17 protein-coding genes are annotated in these 16,296 nt (G+C 72.4%); 8 read left to right on the forward strand and 9 right to left on the reverse strand.

Annotated elements, in window-relative coordinates:
* Positions 1-591, forward strand: a 591-nt coding sequence (locus AB0H87_RS06070; RefSeq protein ID WP_360140403.1) for a DUF1501 domain-containing protein, incomplete at its 5' end; no start/stop codon positions are given.
* Here AB0H87_RS06070 and AB0H87_RS06075 read toward each other — a convergent pair.
* On the reverse strand, positions 578-1,399 hold the full coding sequence (locus tag AB0H87_RS06075) for an alpha/beta hydrolase (protein WP_360140406.1): 822 nt from the start codon (positions 1,397-1,399) through the stop codon (positions 578-580). The genes AB0H87_RS06070 and AB0H87_RS06075 overlap by 14 nt on opposite strands.
* Positions 1,400-1,446: 47 nt before the next feature.
* Between AB0H87_RS06075 and AB0H87_RS06080 the strand changes: the two genes are divergently transcribed.
* Positions 1,447-2,397: an NAD(P)-dependent oxidoreductase gene (locus AB0H87_RS06080; RefSeq protein ID WP_360140409.1), complete on the forward strand. Its 951-nt coding sequence runs from the start codon at positions 1,447-1,449 to the stop codon at positions 2,395-2,397.
* A gap of 3 nt (positions 2,398-2,400) precedes the next feature.
* Here the strand turns inward: AB0H87_RS06080 and AB0H87_RS06085 are convergent, their stop codons facing one another.
* Positions 2,401-3,963, reverse strand: coding sequence for a serine/threonine-protein kinase (locus AB0H87_RS06085; protein WP_360140412.1), 1,563 nt, complete (start codon positions 3,961-3,963; stop codon positions 2,401-2,403).
* Between the two features lie 163 nt (positions 3,964-4,126).
* Here AB0H87_RS06085 and AB0H87_RS06090 point away from each other — a divergent pair, with 163 nt between their 5' ends.
* From AB0H87_RS06090 to AB0H87_RS06100, 3 genes are read left to right on the forward strand one after another with little or no spacing between them, the layout of a single operon-like run.
* Entirely contained in the window at positions 4,127-4,423 is a 297-nt protein-coding gene (locus tag AB0H87_RS06090) for a hypothetical protein (RefSeq protein WP_360140415.1), read from the forward strand.
* Between the two features lie 52 nt (positions 4,424-4,475).
* Positions 4,476-5,249: a hypothetical protein gene (locus AB0H87_RS06095; protein WP_360140418.1), complete on the forward strand. Its 774-nt coding sequence runs from the start codon at positions 4,476-4,478 to the stop codon at positions 5,247-5,249.
* 14 nt (positions 5,250-5,263) lie between these two features.
* Positions 5,264-6,442: a threonine synthase gene (locus AB0H87_RS06100; protein ID WP_360140421.1), complete on the forward strand. Its 1,179-nt coding sequence runs from the start codon at positions 5,264-5,266 to the stop codon at positions 6,440-6,442.
* Here AB0H87_RS06100 and AB0H87_RS06105 read toward each other — a convergent pair.
* Together AB0H87_RS06105 and AB0H87_RS06110 are read right to left on the reverse strand one after the other, a co-directional pair.
* Positions 6,425-7,330, reverse strand: coding sequence for a DJ-1/PfpI family protein (locus AB0H87_RS06105; protein WP_360140424.1), 906 nt, complete (start codon positions 7,328-7,330; stop codon positions 6,425-6,427). The two genes, AB0H87_RS06100 and AB0H87_RS06105, sit on opposite strands and share 18 nt — an antisense overlap.
* A 7-nt stretch (positions 7,331-7,337) precedes the next feature.
* Positions 7,338-7,937 (reverse strand): isochorismatase family protein, encoded by a 600-nt coding sequence (locus tag AB0H87_RS06110; RefSeq protein WP_360140427.1) that lies wholly within the window; start codon positions 7,935-7,937, stop codon positions 7,338-7,340.
* A gap of 136 nt (positions 7,938-8,073) precedes the next feature.
* On the opposite strand from AB0H87_RS06110, the gene AB0H87_RS06115 reads away from it, so the two are divergent.
* The 3 genes from AB0H87_RS06115 to AB0H87_RS06125 are packed head-to-tail and all read left to right on the forward strand — an operon-like array spanning position 8,074 to position 11,860.
* Positions 8,074-9,732 (forward strand): FAD-dependent oxidoreductase, encoded by a 1,659-nt coding sequence (locus AB0H87_RS06115; RefSeq protein WP_360140430.1) that lies wholly within the window; start codon positions 8,074-8,076, stop codon positions 9,730-9,732.
* On the forward strand, positions 9,729-11,204 hold the full coding sequence (locus AB0H87_RS06120) for an ATP-binding protein (RefSeq protein WP_360140433.1): 1,476 nt from the start codon (positions 9,729-9,731) through the stop codon (positions 11,202-11,204). Before AB0H87_RS06115 ends, AB0H87_RS06120 begins: the two co-directional genes overlap by 4 nt.
* Complete coding sequence (locus AB0H87_RS06125; protein ID WP_360140436.1) at positions 11,201-11,860, forward strand: HAD family hydrolase; 660 nt, start codon at positions 11,201-11,203, stop codon at positions 11,858-11,860. The genes AB0H87_RS06120 and AB0H87_RS06125 overlap by 4 nt, the downstream gene beginning before the upstream one ends.
* On the opposite strand, the gene AB0H87_RS06130 is transcribed toward AB0H87_RS06125, so the two are convergent.
* The 5 genes from AB0H87_RS06130 to AB0H87_RS06150 all read right to left on the reverse strand — a co-directional run bounded on the left by AB0H87_RS06130 (position 11,857) and on the right by AB0H87_RS06150 (position 16,253).
* Positions 11,857-12,933 carry a hypothetical protein gene (locus AB0H87_RS06130; protein ID WP_360140439.1) on the reverse strand — a complete coding sequence of 359 codons (1,077 nt, stop codon included), beginning with the start codon at positions 12,931-12,933 and terminating at the stop codon, positions 11,857-11,859. The genes AB0H87_RS06125 and AB0H87_RS06130 overlap by 4 nt on opposite strands.
* 537 nt (positions 12,934-13,470) lie before the next feature.
* Positions 13,471-14,076, reverse strand: coding sequence for a Clp protease N-terminal domain-containing protein (locus AB0H87_RS06135; RefSeq protein ID WP_360140441.1), 606 nt, complete (start codon positions 14,074-14,076; stop codon positions 13,471-13,473).
* Entirely contained in the window at positions 14,076-14,312 is a 237-nt protein-coding gene (locus AB0H87_RS06140) for a helix-turn-helix domain-containing protein (RefSeq protein ID WP_360140443.1), read from the reverse strand. Before AB0H87_RS06140 ends, AB0H87_RS06135 begins: the two co-directional genes overlap by 1 nt.
* Before the next feature lie 51 nt (positions 14,313-14,363).
* Positions 14,364-15,152: a metalloregulator ArsR/SmtB family transcription factor gene (locus tag AB0H87_RS06145; protein WP_360140445.1), complete on the reverse strand. Its 789-nt coding sequence runs from the start codon at positions 15,150-15,152 to the stop codon at positions 14,364-14,366.
* Between the two features lie 222 nt (positions 15,153-15,374).
* Entirely contained in the window at positions 15,375-16,253 is an 879-nt protein-coding gene (locus AB0H87_RS06150; protein WP_360140447.1) for a DUF1295 domain-containing protein, read from the reverse strand.
* Positions 16,254-16,296 lie beyond the last annotated feature (43 nt).

The following is a 16,296-nucleotide window of genomic DNA, read 5'->3' on the forward strand; positions in this document are numbered from 1 at the left end:
GCCCGGTGCTTCGCCGACCTGGACCGGATCGACCAGATGATCACCGAGGTACGCGAGGCGCGGCCCGACGATCCCGACGCGGACGACGGCGGCGCCGACCCGGCCACCGGCACCGGCGGGCGGGCCGAGCTCGGCGCGCAGCTCGACCTCGTCGCCCAGTGCGTCGAGGCGGGCGTGGCGACCCGGGCCTTCTCGGTGTCGCTCGGCGGCTTCGACACCCACGCCGACGAGAAGCAGCTCCAGGAGATCCTGCTCGGCAAGATGGACAAGGCCGTCACCGCGTTCGCCGACCGGATGGCCGGCCGTCCGGTGACCGTGGCGGTCTACTCGGAGTTCGGCCGCCGGGTGCGGGCCAACGCGAGCGACGGCACCGACCACGGCACGGCGTCCAACGTGTTCGTGCTCGGTTCCGGCGTACGCGGCGGGCTGCACGGCGCGCAGCCGAGCCTGACCGACCTGGACGACGGCGACCTGAAGTACACGGTGGACTTCCGCGACGTCTACGCGGGTCTGCTCGCGGACGTGCTGGCCACCGATCCGGAGCGGGTGCTCGGCGGCTGGACCGGGCGGCTGTCGCTCACCGCTTCGTGAGCCACCGCATCGCCGACGGGAACCGCCGGAGGACGGACACGTGCCCGTCCACGTCGGACGTCCGCAGTGTCGCGCCCGGGATCCGTGCGGCGAGCCACCCGCTGTGCGTCGGTGGCACCATCCGGTCGCGCGCGCCGGTCAGCACCAGGACCGGTGCGGTGACCGCGGCCGGGTCGAAGCCCCACGGCGCCACGTAGGCGAGGTCGTCGTCGGCCGCGGCGGCGGGACCCTGGGCCAGGGCCGGCCGCACCACGTCGAGCACCCAGGCCCAGTCGGTCGCGAGGGCGTCCTCGTCCGCGTCGCAGAAGCCGATGTCCGGGTCGTCGGACGGGTGCTCCCCATAGGACTCGCGGGCCGCGCGGCCCGCCAGCGCGGCGTGCAGCGACGCCGCGGCGCCGGGTGCCATGTCACCGAACCAGTCGAGGCCGTCCGCACCCCACGGCGCGAGGCTCGACCCGATGACGACCGCGGTCACCCGCGACGGCAGCAGCGCGGCGACGGCCAGCGCGTGCGGCGCGCCGCCGGAGTGGCCGACCACCGCGAACCGCTCGAGCCCGAGCTGGTCGGCGATCGCCGTGGTGTAGCGCGCGGCTGACGACACGTCGCGGCCCGGCGCCCGCGTGGAGGTGCCGTAGCCGGGCCGGTCGTAGGACACCCAGCGGACGTGCTCGTGCAGCAGCGGCACGGGCGGCGCGCCGAGGTTGGGCGTGCCATGGTGCCAGAAGACGGTGAGCGGTGCGGGTCGGCCGGTGTCGTAGACGTGGAGGTTCTGGCCGCCACCGAGGTCCAGATCGAGCTCCTTGGTCACCCGACCGACTTTACTGTTCCGGTGTACGTCGTTGAAGGGAGACAGTGATGAGAGTCCTGTTGGCGGGGGCATCCGGCGTTCTCGGTCGGCACATGGCGGCCGCGCTGACCGCTTCCGGGCACGAGGTGGTGGGGGTGACCCGGTCGCCCGGCGGCGCGCAGCGGCTGCGCGCGGACGGCGTCGAGCCGGTGGTCGCCGACCTGATGGACCGCGACGGGCTGCTGCGCGCGGTCGACGGCCAGCGCGCCGACGCGGCGGTGCACGCGGCGACCGCACTGCGCAAGCCGCCGATGCGGCACTCCGACATGACCGCCACCGACGCCCTGCGCGTGCGCGGGACCCGCAACTTCGTCGAGGCGGTCCAGGCCGTCGGCGCCCGCCGGCTGGTCGTCGAGTCCATGCACTTCGGTTACGGGTACGGCGACTTCGGCGACCGCGTCATCACGGAGTCGAACACCCCGTGGGCGCCGCCGGGCCGGACCGCCGCGCTGGAACGCCACCTCGAAGGCTTCCGGGTCAAGGAGCACGAGGCGTTCCACACCGCCGGCGTCGAGGGCGTGTCACTGCGGTTCGGCGCGCTCTACGGTCCCGGGTACGGCGGCGGTGGCACCGACGCGATCGTCGCGATGCTGCGCAAGCGGGCGCTGCCGGTCGTCTCGGAGCGGGTCCGCGGCGTGCTGCCGTGGACCCACCTCGAAGACGCGGGCACGGCGACCGTCGCGGCGCTCGAACGCGGCCGGCCCGGCGCGGCGTACCACATCGTCGACGACGAGCCGGCCTCGATGACCGCCCACGTGCGGTTCCTGGCGGAGCGGTCCGGCACGCCCAAGCCGATGACCGTGCCGCTGTGGGTGATCCGGGCGGTGGGGCCGTACCTCCACGCGTTCCTGACCACGGTGGCGCACCTGTCCAACCGGACGGCGCGCGACGAGCTGGGCTGGGAGCCGCGGTATCCGACCTACCGCGACGGCATCACGGCCCTGGCCGCCGGGCGCTGAGCCTCAGATCACGCTCGGCATTCCGTTGCGGCAGGCCAGGGTGACGCTGGCGGCGAGCACCGTGATGGTGACCCGGTTCTGCGGACCCGACCGGTGGTCGGCGGGCTCGAGCACCTCGACCTGGTCGCCGACGCAGCGCGCGGTGACGCCGATGCCGAGCACGCCGAGCTGGACGGAACGGCCGGGCGTGGGGCCGGGGTCGGGCGCCTCGGTCTCGCCGCCACCGCCGTCGCCGGTGCCGGGGTCCGAGCCGGAACCTGAACCGGAGCCCGGGTTCGAGTCGCGGGTCGCCTCTGCCCCGCCCGCGCCGTCGCCGTCCGTGGTGGAGTTGCCGGACCCCGCCGTGCCCTGGTCGTCGCCGCCGGTCGGGGTGTTCCGCGTCGGGGTCCCGCGGGTCGGACTCGGATCGGGTGGTGCCGAGGTCGTCACCGCCGGGGTGACCGACGCACCCGCGCCGCCCGCGATGCCCGTCGGCGGGTCATCAGGCACCACCAGCGCCGCCACGACCGCGCCAACGACCAGCGCGGCGCCCGCGGCGGTCAGCAGCGCCGTGCGCCGTCGCCGGTCGGGCCGGCGGGCCGGTGCCGCGCGCACGACCTCCGTGGTCAGCTCCGGGTCGACCGCGGGCCGGCCGGTGTCGACGACGTCCGCCGTCACCGGTGCGGCGGCCGCGGCGGCCTGGGTGGTGGCGTCCATCGCGGCCACCAGGCCGGCCAGCGCCGGGTCGTTGTCCAGCTGCGGTGGCACGATTCCGGCCGCGCCGGCCAGCACCGTCGCCACCTCGGCGGCCGACGGCCGGTCGGCGGGCTCCTTGGCGAGGCACCGGTCGCAGATCGCGTTCACCTCGGCCGGGATGTCCGGGATGGGCGGCAGCGGGTCGGGCTCGACGTACACGTGCGCGTCGATCATCTGGGTCGTGGTGTCGGCCTCCCAGGGCAGGCGGTCGGTCAGCGCGCGGTAGATCAGCAGGCCGAGCGCGTACACGTCGGACGCGGGGGAGACCTGGCCGAGGGTGAGCCGCTCGGGCGCGAGGTAGGCCGGCGTGCCGAGGAGCAGCCCGTCGGACTCGAGCTCGTCGCGGCCGACCACCGCCGCGATGCCGAAGTCGACGACCTTCGCGCCGGACGGCGTCAACATCACGTTGGAGGGCTTGACGTCGCGGTGCACCAGGTCCTGCGCGTGCGCGGCGGCCAACGCGCTGGCGACCTCCGAGAGGGTACGCAGGGCGACCCGCGGCGGCAGGGGCCCGTCCTCGAGCCGCTGCGCCAGCGTGCGGCCGGGCAGCAGCTCCATCACCACGTAGGGCACCTTGGCGCCGCCGTCCGTGGCCTCGCCGTAGTCGAAGACGCCCGTCACGTGCGGGTGCCAGAGCCGGGCGGCGGCCCGGGCCTCGGCCCGGATCCGCTGGCGGGCGGCCACGCTGACGGCGTGCCGGTTGGCCAGCACCTTGACCGCCACCGGGCGCTGCAGCACGAGGTCGTGGGCGCGCCAGACGACCGACATGCCGCCTGCACCGAGGCGATCGTCGAGCCGGTAACGCCCGTCCAGGACCTGTTGGGACCGCACCCGCACAGCTTGCCAACAACGCGCCGAAATGGCATCCCGGCGATGGCACGGCGATCGACGGGCGTGATGACCGTATCGTGCCTTCTTGGGGCGGACGAGGTAGGTTGGCCAGGTGCTTCCTGACGTGCTGATCCGGCCCTTGCGGCGGATGGTGCGGTCATCTGTGCGGGTTCTGACTGGTTTGGCCGCTTTGGCGCTGGCCGTAGGCATCGGCGTGTCCGCGACCGCCGCGCCGGAGACCGCCATCGCGGCGCCGCCCGCGGCGGCCGCCAGCACCCCTGAGCGCCCGGCCGTCGCCGACGCGCAAGCACCTCAGAACGCCGCGCCGGCCGTCGACGCGGTCGTGACCACCGACCCGGCCCCGATCGCGCCCCCGGCGGACCGCCCGCTCGTCGCGGCACACCCCGAGCGTTCGACACCGCGCGCCCCACCGGCGATCGACGACACCGCCGCCCGCTGAGCACCGCTCGGCACCCGTCGTCGTCCCCTCCAGCCCTCCGGTGAGGTGTCACATGGAAACAGCCCTGCAGCTCTTCTTCGTCGGCGTGCCACGCGCCGCTGTCATCTGGTCGGTCCTGCTCGGTCTCTCGGTTCTGGCGCTTGTCGGACTGCGTCTGGTCGGGCCGCGCGGCCCGAAGCGTCGTCCGCTGCGCACGCGGCTGCGCGCCGCCCGGATCCGCCGGCACCAGCGGGCCGAGGCCGCGGCCGAGCTGGTCCGCTACGCCGATGAGGTCGCCGTCGCGGCCGCACGCGCCGAGGCCACGGCGCAACGCCACCACGACGCCTGGGTCACGGCCCAGGAGACCGCCGAGCAGGCGTGGGTGGCGTACGAGTCGGCGGACACGATCGCCCGCCGGATGACCGCTGCGGCCCTGCTGCCGAGCCCGGTCACACCGCAGACCCCGCAGGAGTACGCGGACCGCGAGCGCTGGCTGCACCGGGCCGCGATGTCCGCGTGTGCCCACAATGAACTGTCCCTGTTGGACCTCAACGACGCGCTCGCACACCGCAACGGCTGGGACCCGCGCCGGCATCCCGCGGAGCAGGAGGCCATGCTGCGCCGGGCGATCCGCGACACCCTGCGCGACGCCGAGCGCGCCGCCGCCCGCGCGGAACGGATCGCCTGGACGGCGGCCGAGTCCGCGGCCGCGGCGGCGCGCAGCCTGCGGGCCGAGGCCATCGCCGCGCACGAGCGGGCCCACGCCGTGCGGCACCTGGTGCGCCCCGACGCCGTGGCCGCACCGGAACCCCAGCCGCAACGCCTGCGTACCGCCGTCGCGCGATAGCGCAGAATCAGCGGGTGTTCCTCACCGATCTCGAATGTCCCCGCTGCGGTCGCCGGCACGACGCGGGGGTGCTGACCAACCTGTGCGGGTGCGGTTCGCCCTTGCTGGCCCGCTACGACCTCGACGCCGTCCGGGCCGCCGTCACGCCCGCCGTGGTGGCGGGCCGGGGCGCCGACCTCTGGCGCTACCGCGAGCTGTTGCCGGTGCGGGACGACGCGCACCGGGTGACGCTGGGGGAGGGCTGGACGCCGCTGTGGCCGGCCGACCGCTACGGCGCCGCGATCGGCCTGGACCGGTTGCTCGTCAAGGACGAAGGGCTCGTGCCGACCGGCTCGTTCAAGGCGCGCGGCGCGGCCGTCGGCGTCTCGCGGGCCCGCGAGCTCGGCGCCCGGCACGTCGCGATGCCGACCAACGGCAACGCGGGCGCGGCCTGGGCGACCTACGCGGCCCGCGGCGGGCTCCGCTCGACGATCGCGATGCCGCTGGGCGCACCCGTGATCACCCGCAACGAGGTGGTCGCGGCCGGCGGGGAGCTGATCCTGGTCGACGGGCTGATCAACGACGCGGGCCGGCTGGTCGCCGACCTGATCGCCGCGTCGGGCGGCGACATCTTCGACGCCGGGACGCTGCGGGAGCCGTACCGGCTCGAGGGCAAGAAGACGATGGGGTACGAGATCTGCGAGCAGCTCGGCTGGCGGGTGCCCGACGTGATCATCTATCCGACCGGAGGCGGGGTCGGGCTGATCGGCATCCACAAGGCCCTCGGCGAGCTGCGGGAGCTGGGCTGGATCGGCGACCGGCTGCCCCGCCTGGTCGCGGTGCAGTCGACCGGCTGCGCGCCGATCGTGCGGGCGTTCGACGCCGGTGCGCGGCGGGCGGAGCCGTGGGCCGACGCGCGTACGGTCGCGTTCGGGATCACCGTGCCGGCACCGCTCGGCGACGAGCTGATCCTGGACGCGCTGGCCGCGACCGACGGCACGGCCATCGCGGTCGACGACGAGGAGATCCTCGGCGACCTGCGGGCGTTCGGCGAGCGGGAGGGGCTGCTGCTCTGTCCCGAGGGCGCGGCCTGCCTGACCGCCGCGCGCAAGCTGCGCGACCGCGGCTGGCTGGCGGGCGACGACGAGGTGGTCGTGCTCAACACGGGGGCGGGCATCAAGTACCCGGAGACGATCTCAGCCCCGGGCGCGTAGGCGGCGCAGCATCCGAGCGTCGTCGAAGCCCACCGCTCGGGCCGCGGCCTGCACCGTGCTGCCGTGGCCGATCAGGTGCTCGGCCCGTTCGAGCCGCAGCGCCTGCTGGTAGGCCAACGGCGTCAGGCCGGTGGCCTGGCTGAACTGCCGGGTCAGCGTGCGTTCGCTGACACCGCCGGCGCCGGCGAGATCGACCAGCGGCAGGCGCTCCGCGTACCGCTGGTCGATCAGGTCCTGGACCTTGTGCACGACGTCGCTGAGGTGGCCGCGGTGCCGCAGCATCGCGCTGCTCTGGTGCTCGTCGCCGTTGCGGCGCGCGTAGACGACCATCTCGCGGGCGATCCTGGCCGCGGCCGCCGGGCCGTGCCGCACCGCGATCAGGTGCAGCGCGAGGTCGATCCCGCTGGCGATGCCGGCGGAGGTGACCACCCGGCCGTCGACGACGTAGAGCACGTCGCGGACCACCGTCGCGCGCCGGTAGCGCCGGGCCAGCTCGTCCTGGAGGCCGTGGTGGGTCGTGCAGCGCCGGCCGTCGAGCAGGCCGGCCCGGCCGAGCACGTCGGCGCCCGAGCAGACACTGGCGACCGTCCCGCCGGCCTGGTGGTGCGCGGCGACCCAGGCGAGCGTCTCGGGTGTGAGCCGGCCCGTGCCGCGCAGCGTCGGCGAGCGCCAGCCCGGCACGAGCAGCAGGTCGGTGCGGCCGAGCCTGGGCAGGGCGGTGTCGGCGTGCACCGGCAGGCCCTGCGCGGTGGGCACCTGGGCCTGCTCGGCGACGTAGGTCAGCGCGTAGCCGAGGCCGAGGTCGCGGGCGGTGGAGAACACCTGTGCGGGCCCGGCCAGGTCGAGCAGGTGCAGGCCGGGCACGAGCAGGAAGCCGACGGTGGTCACGATCCGGTCATGATGCCACGAGCGCCGCACCGGTCACGTCGGCGGTGCTGCGGATGGCGGCGAAGCGGCCGTCGAGAACACGCTCCGTGCGCTCGACGATCGCTTCGACGCCGAGCGTGCGCGGGTCGGCGAGGATCTCATCGACGCTGTGGGCCGCGGCGTCGGGGTGGGGGATCGGGAACGTAAGCGTCGCATCCGTGACGAACGTGACGGCGTACCCCAGATCGCCGCCGACCCGGGCCGTGGTCTCGACGCACTGCTCGGTGCGGATGCCGCAGACGGTCACGTCGAAGATGCGCCGCTCGGTGAGGATCTGGCCCGCGTTGGTGGTGGTGAAGACGTTGTGCGAGGTCTTGATCAACGTGGGCTCCGTCGGGCGCGGTGCGATGATGCCGTCGAGGAGGCGGACGTGGCCGTTCGCGGGGTCGAAGACGCCGCCGGTGCCGGGCTCGCTGTGCAGCACCCAGATCACCAGATCGCCGCTCGCGCGGAAATTTTCAACCAGGTGGTTGACGTTGGGGATGAGGTCGGGATTGGAGCCGGCGCGCCAGATCTCTCGTTGGCGGAAGGACTCCTGGACGTCGATGACGAAGAGTGTGCGGTTCATGTCCCGATCGTCGCCTTGGCGCCGGCCGTCGCGGAAGGCCGGATCCCGTCCGCTGGCGGACTGATCCGGTCAACGACGCGCGGCGCTGTCCACAGGCGGCGACAGACCTGTACCGACTAGTGCTTTCATTGGTGGCATGGCGAATCCGGCGATCCTCACCGTTGACGACGACCTTGCGGTTTCCCGGGCCGTCGCCCGTGACGTGCGCCGTCAATACGGCGAGCGTTACCGGGTCGTTCGCGCCAACTCGGGGGCCGAGGCGCTCGACGCGCTCAAGGAGATCAAGCTACGCGGCGACCAGGTGGCGGTCCTGCTCGCCGACTTCCGCATGCCGCACATGAACGGCATCGAGTTCCTCGAAGCGGCGATGGACCTGTTCCCGCGGGCCCGGCGGGTGCTGCTGACGGCCTACGCCGACACCGACGCCGCGATCGACGCGATAAATCGGGTCGATCTCGACCACTACCTGCTCAAGCCGTGGAACCCACCGGAGGAGAAGCTCTATCCGGTGCTCGACTCGCTGCTCGACGCGTGGACGTCGACGCCCGAGGCGACCGCCACGGTCACCCGCGTCGTCGGCCACCGCTGGTCCGCGCCGTCGTTCAAGGTCCGCGACTTCCTGGCCCGCAACCTGGTCCCCTACCGGTGGTACCTGTCCGACGAGCCGGAAGGTGCGCGGCTGCTCGCGGCGGCCGGTGTCGAGGAGACCGACGTGCCGCTGGTGGTCACGCCCGAGGGCAAGTCGCTGGTCCAACCCACGGAGGGCGACCTGGCCACCCACGTCGGGCTGTCGACGACGCCGGCCAAGGACTTCTACGACCTCGTGGTCGTCGGCGCCGGCCCGGCAGGGCTCGGCGCGGCGGTCTACGGCGCGTCCGAGGGGTTGCGCACGCTGCTGGTCGAGCGGCACGCCACCGGCGGGCAGGCCGGGCAGAGCAGCCGGATCGAAAACTATCTGGGCTTTCCCGACGGGGTCTCCGGCGCGCAGCTCGCCGAGCGGGCCCGCCGCCAAGCGGTGCGGTTCGGCGCCGAGCTGCTGACCACCCGCGAGGCGGTCGAGCTCGACGTGCGCGGCACGACCCGCGTGCTCAAGTTCGGCGACGGCAGCGAGGTGGCCTCGCACTCGGTCGTCCTCGCCACCGGTGTCTCCTACCGCATGCTCGACGCGCCCGGCCTCAACGACTACCGCGGGCGGGGCGTGTTCTACGGCTCGGCGGCCACCGAGGCGCCGAGCTGTTCCGGGCAGGACGTCTACATCGTCGGCGGCGCCAACTCCGCCGGCCAGGCGGCCGTCTACTTCTCGCGCTACGCGCGCAAGGTGCACATCCTGGTCCGCGGCGACGGGCTGACCCGCACCATGTCGCGCTACCTGATCGACCAGATCGAGAGTCACGACAACATCGAGGTCCACTCCTACACCGAGGTCAGCGAGGCCGACGGTGACGAGCACCTCGAGCGGCTGGTGCTGCGCGACACCCGCGACGGGTCGACCCGACCCGTCGACACGTCGTGGCTGTTCATCTTCATCGGCGCCGAGCCACGCACCGACTGGCTCGACGGCGTGATCACCCGTGACGACCACGGCTTCGTGATCACGGGGCCCGACCTGATCGCCGGCGGCAGCCGCCCGGTCGGCTGGACCATGCCACGCGACCCGTACCACCTCGAATGCAGCGTCCCCGGCGTGTTCGCCGCGGGCGACGTTCGCTCCGACTCGGTCAAACGGGTGGCATCCGCGGTGGGTGAGGGCGCGATGGCCATCTCCCTGGTGCACCGTTATCTGGAGGCACAATGAGCACCGAACTAGCCGGGCACGCCGAAGGCGACCGGCTGTCCCCGGCCGAACTGCGCAAGCTGTTCCTGTTCGAGAAGCTCGACGCCGAGCAGCTCGACTTCCTCGCCAGCCACGGATCCGTCGAGCACTACGCGGGCGGCACCGCCGTCTACCGCGAGGGCGAGGAGGCGACCTGCTTCTACGTCCTGCTCAGCGGCACGGTGGCGCTGCGCCGCAAGGTGCACGGCGACGAGATCGAGACGACCCGGACCGACCAGGTCGGGGCGTACGCGGGCGCGACGCAGGCGTACATCGAGAAGATCCCGCAGATCTACCTCAACAGCATGGTCGCGATCTCCGACGTCGAGGTCTACCAGCTGCCCGCCGACGAGCTGGCCAGCGCGCTGCGCGACTGGTTCCCGATGGCGATGCACCTGCTCGAGGGCCTGTTCTTCGGCATGCGCTCCATGCAGACGATGGTCAGCGAGCGCGAGCGGCTGCTGGCGCTGGGCTCGCTGTCGGCGGGCCTGACCCACGAGCTCAACAACCCGGCCGCGGCGGCGGTGCGGGCGACCTCGGTGCTGCGCACCCGGTTCACCGGCATGCGGCACAAGCTCGCCCTGATCGCCGACGGCCGGATCGACGGCACGCGCCTGCACGCGCTGGTCGGCCTGCAGGAAGAGGCGATCAAGCGGGCCGCCAGCGCGCCCGAGCTGACCCCGATGCAGACCAGCGACGCCGAGGACGAGGTCGGCGACTGGCTGGAGCAGCACGACATCACCGGCGCCTGGGACATCGCCCCGACGCTGGTCTCCGGCGCGGTCGACACCGAGTTCCTGGAGAAGGTCCGCGGCGAGATCGGGCCTGACAACTTCGAGAACGCGCTGCGCTGGCTGACCTACACGCTCGACACCGAGCAGCTGATGACCGAGATCGACGAGTCGGTCACGCGCATCTCGTCGCTGGTCGCCGCCGCGAAGCAATACTCGCAGCTCGACCGGGCGCCGCATCAGACGGTCAACGTGCACGAGTTGCTGCACGCGACGCTGGTGATGCTGCACGCCAAGTTCCCCGACGGGATCAAGCTGGTCAAGGAATACGACCGCACGCTGCCGGACATCCCGGCGTACGCGGCCGAGCTCAACCAGGTGTGGACCAACCTGATCGACAACGCGATCAGCGCGATGGGCCAGTCCGGCACGCTGACGGTCCGCACGTCCCGCGAGGGCGACAACCTGGTCGTGTCGATCGGCGACACCGGGCCCGGCATCCCCAAGGACGTGCGGCCGCGGATCTTCGAGCCGTTCTTCACCACCAAGGCGGTGGGCGAGGGCACGGGGCTCGGGCTCGACATCTCCTACCGGATCGTGGTCAACAAGCACCACGGCGACATCCGGGTCGACTCGAAGCCGGGCGAGACCTGGTTCCACGTCGTCCTGCCGATCGATCCCGAGGAGGGGGTCGAGCCGACCTCGGCGGTTCCCGCCGGGTGACGCACATCCTGTTCGACTTCTTCGGCACGCTGGTCGACTACGACGACGGGCACGCGCGTACGCCGGTGAAGTCGGCGGCCATGGCGGCCATGTCGCCCGACGAGTTCCTGGTGCGGTGGGACGCGGCGTGGATGGCGTGGGAGGAGCGGTGCGCCGCCTCGCACCGGGAGTTCTCGATGCTGGACGTCGCCGGGTCCTTCCTGCCCGACGCGTCGCCGGCCGACCTGGCGGCGTTCGTCGACGTCTACATCGCGGAGTGGAACGCGGGCGTGCGCTACCTGCCGGGTCTCGCGCCGCTGCTCTCGTCGTTGGCGTCGCGGCACCGGCTGGCGGTCGTGTCCAACACGCACGAGCCCGACCTGGTGCCGGGCCACCTGGCGGCGATGGGCGTCGCGGACCTGTTCGACGCGGTCGTCACGTCGGTGGAGGTGGGCGTCCGCAAGCCGGCCGCGGCCATCTACGAGGCGGCGCTGGCGCGGCTCTCCATCGACGCGCCGGCGGCGGTGTTCGTCGGTGACAACCCGGCCGCGGACTACTTCGGGCCGCGCGCGCTCGGCATCCGGTCGTACCTGATCGACCCGGCGGCACGGCATCCGTCGGTGCCGCCGGGCTCCCGGCTGTCGTCGGTGTTCGACCTGCCGTCCGTGCTGCCCTAGCGGGCGGCCCACTCGTGCTCGCCGCCCTCGTGGAGGGCGGCGTAGACCCGGTCGCGGATCTCGTTGGCCTCCGTCGCGTCCAGGGTGCGGTCGAGGTCGCGGAGGACGAGGCGGAGCAGGACGTTCTTCTGTCCGGGCCGCAGCCCCATCCGTCGCCGGGCCGAATCCGGCAGGTCCGCGTAGGCGGTCTCGCTCCGGACCTCGATCTCCTCGATGGCCGCGGCGTCGTCGCCCAGGGCGGCGCGGGCGCGGTCGCCGAGCTGTTCCGCGTCGCGGTCGCCGGCGACGGCCAGGGAGAGGTCGCGGTTGGTGGCGGGCATGGCGGACACCGGGTGGTACGGGCTCAGGTCGCGCATCTGGTCGGCCACCCGCGGGTCCGCGGCGCGCAGCAGCCGGATGTCGTCGATTCCCTTGACCAGCATGGTGATCCGATCGAGCCCGAGCCCCATCGCCAGGCCGGTGGCCCCGTTCGGAAGCACCTCTGGATGGGCGAGGCCACACTCGCCGATCTCGACACCGTCGACGTAGATCTCGCGTCCGTCCAGTGTGTAGGGATGCGGGCTCGTCGGTGTCTCGACCTTCCTGCCGGGCAGGACCGCGTCGACGACTGTTCTGATCATGGCGGTCAGATCGTCGTTCGTGAGTTTTCCGTTGGTGCTGATGCGCCAGAGGTCGAGCTGGTGCGGCTCACCGACGTGCTGGCGGTCGATGACGTCGCGGCGGTAGGTGATGCCGGGGACGCTGAGCAGGACGTCCTGTTCTTCCATCCGGTCGAGCAGAGCGGGTATCCGGGCGGTGGTGTGGGATCGCAACATGCTTGTTTCGTCGACGTATCGGCTGTACCGGCGATCCCGCGTGACGTCGGCCGCGCCGTACCGCAGGCGGTCGTAGTTGTCGGCGACCGACACGATACGGGGGCCGGGGTCACGCCGCACGGGTATGCCCCATCGCTTGTGCAGCGCGCTCTCGATCTTGTCCACGACATGCTGGACGGCGTGCTCGCCGGCGGTGGGGTCGGCTAGGTCGCGTTGGGCCAGGGCAGCCTGGAGTTGGGCAGGGCTCAGGTAGGACATGACGGTTTCCTCACGGGCGAAGGGGAGACTGGTGGAAACGGAAAACCCCCGGCTGGACCGGGGGTTTCGTGGTCTCCCGCACCCGCGGGACGCGGCACGGATCAGCGCACGACAGACAACCCACCGGTCACCCGGGGGCAGCTAAATCGCGTGCACTGAATCCTCACGCCACCAGTGTATGCCGCCCGGCGACCAATTTCCGCCTGCGCGGCCGCGGGTGCGTATGACCTCGGGCCGAATCCGCCTGGCTGCTTCGCACGCCGCGGGGCTCAGTTCGCCGCCCTTGCCAGTCCCGTGCGCGCTGGCCCTTGCCGCGTTAGCCGGTGGCGCGTCAGCGTCAGTCCTTGCCGGCCTCCGGGTGTGCTGCCCTCAGCCCTTGCCGGCCTCGTTTGCGCCGGCTTCGGCCTTGCCCGCCTTGTCTGATCCGCAACCGCTCGGGGGCTGTTCGCTCGGTGCTGCCGCACCCCGCGGTGCGGCGCTGTCTCGTCCACGTGCGGTGGGTTGGGCGACGGCCCGACCCACCGCGATCCAGGCGCGTTACGCCGCGGCGCGCAGTTCCTCGATCACGCGGCGGCGCAGGTCGTCGACCTCCACGCCCGACTCGGCGAGGACCATCACCCCGAGACCTTCGCCCTCGCGGAGCAGGCCCAGGAGGACGTGCTCGGTGCCGATGTGCTTGTGCTTCAAGCGGATCGCTTCCCGCAGTGACAGCTCCAGCACCTTCTTGGCGCGCGGCGAGAACGGGCCGGCCGCGTAGTAGCGGCGCCGGCGGAAACCGAACAGGCCGCGGGAGTGCGGGCGGGCCGGTGGGCGGCTCAGGGCGCCTTCGCCGAAGGCTTCTTCGACCTTTCGGCGTACCGCTTCCAGGTCGATTCCGATCTGCCTTAGTGCCTCGGCGTCCGCGTCACCGAGCGATCGTGGGCCCTGGCCCACGTGCGACTCGATCCGGGCGCGGATGTCGGCCGCGGTGACACCGGCGTCGCGGAGCACCCGACCGGCGATGCCGCCGCCGCTCTCGCGTTCCTCGTCGAGCATCGCGAGCAGCAGATGCTCGGTGCCCACCTTGTCGTGCCGCAGCGTGCGCGACTCGGCCACGGCGCCCTTGACCACCGCTCGTGCCCGGTCGGTGAACCGCTCGAACATCACGCCTCCTGTGACGGTCGCACGACCGGACGCCCGGCGTGCTTCTTGTGTACCGCCTGCCTGCTCACCTCGAGCGCGGCGGCGATGTCCTGCCACGACCACCCCTGCGCCCGCGCGTTGTCGACCTGCACCGTCTCCAGGCTCTCCAGGAGACGGCGCAGGGCCAACACCGCGCGCAGGCCGACCTTCGGGTCGGTGCTGCTGGCGGCTGCGGCGAGGTCTACTGCCTGACTCATGACGTCAATCTACGTTGACAGGAGGCCGCTTGTCAACTCTGGTTGACGACGTCAGGCCATGACCAGTGGTTCGCCGGTCTCGACGAGGGTCTTGAGGCCCGCGACGATCTGCGGCCAGCCGCTGTCGATGGCCTTACGCACCGCGCCGTCTGGGGCGAAACCGCTGTGGATCACCGTCAGCTTCACGGCCGGCCCGGCGGGCTCCAGCTCGAAGGTCACCGTGGACCGTGGCTCGGCGGCGAACGCCGCGCGGTCGGCCTCGGCGATGCCCGATGCCTCGGCCCACTCGGTGGTGAAGGTGTGCCAGGTGTACGACAGCCGCCGGTAGGGGTCGGACTCGACGACCACCTGCTCCGGGTCGGCGATCCGGGCGCCCTCGGCGTGCCAGACCATCGGGGAGCCGGGGGACCAGTCGGTCTCGAACTCCGTACCCCAGTAACGCTTGGTGAATGCCGGATCGGTCAGCGCCTGCCAGAGGCGTTCCGGCGTGGTGTTGACGTAGGTCGTGTAGACGAAGTCGGACGTGCTCATCGGGGTCTGCTCCAATGCGGTCTTGAGGTCGGCGAGGGCCTGCGCGCGCCCGCGGTCGTAGCGGTTGATCCAGCGGTCGGCGATCGCGTTGACCGGCGCGGCGTTGAGGTAGTGCAGCTTCTCCCGGCCGCGCCGGGCCGTCGTGACCAGCTCGGCAGCCTCCAGGACCGCGAGGTGCTTGCTCACCGACTGGCGCGCCATGTCGAGCCCGGCGCACAGCTCGCGCAGCGTCTGCCCGTTGCGCGCGTTCAACGAGTCGAGCAACTGGCGGCGGCTCGGGTCGGCCAACGCCTTGAAAACCAGGTCCACTGACTCCCACCTCATATGCAGCCGTCTGGCTGCCCTTCCACCATAGGCAGCCGTTTGGCTGCGTGTCAACGCCGACCAAAACTGTCGTACGTACGTTCTAATCTGCTTGCATGGATATCGAGATGGCCACCCGGGGTGGCGACGGCGGTCCGTGGGGCGATGGCCCTCAGCAGCAGCGGTTGCGGCGTGCGTTCGGTGCGGTGATGTGACGTGGCGACGCGGTCAGCGCAGACGGGGAAGCAGCGCCGGCACCTCGCGCATGTGGTCCGCATAGCCGCTGCGGCGGTCCAGCGACCGGCGGTCCATCAGCGGGATGCTCGCGGCCTTGAAAAGCACGACCATGCCGAGGGGCCCGATCACGGTCCACCACCACGTGGGGGCGGCGGCGACCCCGAAGATCCACAACCCCCACCAGAGCGCGATCTCACCGAGGTAGTTGGGGTGGCGCGTGCGCCGCCAGACCCCGGTCGCCAGGATGCGGCCGCGGTTGTCCGCCGCGGCCGCGAAGCGGTGCATCTGCAGATCGGCCACGGCCTCGAGCGCGATCGCGCCGGCGGTCAGGGCGGTGGCTACCACGTCGAGCAGACCGAAGGGGCGTGATCCGGCGAGGGCGGGCCAGACGGAGAGCAGGCCGAGGAAGACGACCAGCGTGGGCATGAGCTGGATGCCGCCGAGGTTGACGAGCCACCAGGGCACGCGGCCGCGGGTGGCGCGCAGCTGCCGGTAGCGCCAGTCGACGTGGTGCAGGCCGGCCCAGCCGTACGCCCAGTTGGCGGTGAGCCGCACCGCCCACACCGTGATCAGCAGGAGCACGACGGCCTGCCGCACGCCGTCGCCGGTGTCGGCTGCGACGACCCACCAGGCGGCGATGACGGGTGGGGCGACGCTCCAGTACGGGTCGTAGAGGCTCGCGTTGTCGAGCACCATCGACAGGCCGAAGATCAGCAAGGTCGCGACCAGGTCCGCGACGAACGCGGTGAGCAACGGATGCCAGGAAGGAGGCGCCAGCACCACAACCGCATAGGCCACGCCGAGCGCGAGCAGGTAGGCACCGCCGACGACGCCCATCGACCCGGCACGCGACACCGTACGCACGCCCACGGAAACCCCTTCCCGCCAGCAATTCGTGATCATCGTAGGCACC

It is taken from the genome of Asanoa sp. NPDC050611 (genome assembly GCF_040654855.1).
GTDB lineage: Bacteria > Actinomycetota > Actinomycetes > Mycobacteriales > Micromonosporaceae > Asanoa.

Excerpts from the sequence above, each read along its gene's own strand:
- AB0H87_RS06080 (WP_360140409.1), top strand. The coding sequence starts at position 1,447 with ATGAGAGTCCTGTTGGCGGGGGCATCCGGCGTTCTCGGTCGGCACATG.
- AB0H87_RS06095 (WP_360140418.1), top strand. The coding sequence starts at position 4,476 with ATGGAAACAGCCCTGCAGCTCTTCTTCGTCGGCGTGCCACGCGCCGCT.
- AB0H87_RS06110 (WP_360140427.1), bottom strand. The coding sequence starts at position 7,937 with ATGAACCGCACACTCTTCGTCATCGACGTCCAGGAGTCCTTCCGCCAA.
- AB0H87_RS06115 (WP_360140430.1), top strand. The coding sequence starts at position 8,074 with ATGGCGAATCCGGCGATCCTCACCGTTGACGACGACCTTGCGGTTTCC.
- AB0H87_RS06120 (WP_360140433.1), top strand. The coding sequence starts at position 9,729 with ATGAGCACCGAACTAGCCGGGCACGCCGAAGGCGACCGGCTGTCCCCG.
- AB0H87_RS06130 (WP_360140439.1), bottom strand. The coding sequence starts at position 12,933 with ATGTCCTACCTGAGCCCTGCCCAACTCCAGGCTGCCCTGGCCCAACGC.
- AB0H87_RS06135 (WP_360140441.1), bottom strand. The coding sequence starts at position 14,076 with ATGTTCGAGCGGTTCACCGACCGGGCACGAGCGGTGGTCAAGGGCGCC.
- AB0H87_RS06140 (WP_360140443.1), bottom strand. The coding sequence starts at position 14,312 with ATGAGTCAGGCAGTAGACCTCGCCGCAGCCGCCAGCAGCACCGACCCG.